The organism is Variovorax sp. LG9.2 (assembly GCF_035018885.1).
Lineage (GTDB): Bacteria > Pseudomonadota > Gammaproteobacteria > Burkholderiales > Burkholderiaceae_C > Variovorax.
Genome location: NZ_JASJXB010000090.1, coordinates 1 through 1,119 on the forward strand (window position 1 = coordinate 1; position 1,119 = coordinate 1,119).

The window sequence follows — 1,119 nt, forward strand, 5'->3', positions numbered from 1 at the left end:
GCGGTGCTCACGACTGGGGCCGGGCTCTGATTGGATTGGGCCACGAGGTGCGACTCATCTCACCCAGGAAGGTGCGGCCGTTCGTGCAGCGCAACAAGACCGATGCTGCCGACGCGCAAGCGATCTGGACGGCGTGCCAGCAGCCCGGCATGCGCTTCGTTCCCGTCAAGACCGAGGCCCAGCAGATCGTGCTGTCGCTGCACCGGCTGCACGCGCAGCTCATGAAGAGCCGCATCATGCAAACCAATGAACTCCGCGGATTGCTCTACGAGTTCGGCATCGTGCTGCCGGAAGGTCATGCTGCGTTGCTCAGGGCGTTGCCCGACGCCATGCGCGAAGCGAAGGCCCGGCTGCCAGCGATGCTCATGGACAGCCTGGACGAGCAACTCAGGCGAGTCCAGCAACTGCAGGCCGACATCGGCCTCGTCGAGCGCCGGCTCTCGCAGCCGATGCGGGAGATACCGGCCTGCAAAGCTGTCGCCGAAATCCCCGGTGTTGGCCTTCTTACGGCGACGGCGGTCGTCGCCAGCATGGGCACGCCGACATCGTTCAAAGACGCTCGGGAGTTTGCTGCATGGATCGGACTGGTCCCTCGCCAGACCGGCACCGGTGGACGGGTCCGGCAGCTGGGCATCAGCAAGCGCGGCGATGCTTACCTCAGAACGTTGCTGATGCACGGTGCTCGAGCCGTGGTGATCCGATTCAAGGTTGGCTCGACATGGCCATGGCTGACCGCGCTGTTGCAGCGCCGGCCGTACAGCGTGGCAGTCGCCGCGGTGGCGAACAAGCTGGCGCGAACGATCTGGGCGGTGCTGGCACGCGGCCAGGCCTGGCGCCCCGAGGCGTGGCAAGGCGCGCACTGACAACCAACCAACCAGTTTGAAGGAGAGCAAGCGACCACGCGTGTGATGGGACAGACAGGTCGGACCGGGACGGGGACACTCCGATAGGGAACAAGAGCACCAAGCTCGTTGATCAGATGGGAACCCCGTCAGCGAAAACCATCAGGGCCAGCAGGCATGTCGGCTTGCACAACAGGCCGGATATAAGACTGCAGCCCTGCATCCTGAATCTTCACACATACGAGTTCTTGCAATCCGGGAGGCGCCCATATAAGCG

The 1,119-nt window shown here is 64.1% G+C and carries 1 protein-coding gene; it reads left to right on the forward strand.

The features are described from left to right. Positions 1-863, forward strand: an 863-nt coding sequence (locus tag QN413_RS27005) for an IS110 family transposase (protein WP_323499635.1), incomplete at its 5' end; no start/stop codon positions are given. Positions 864-1,119 lie beyond the last annotated feature (256 nt).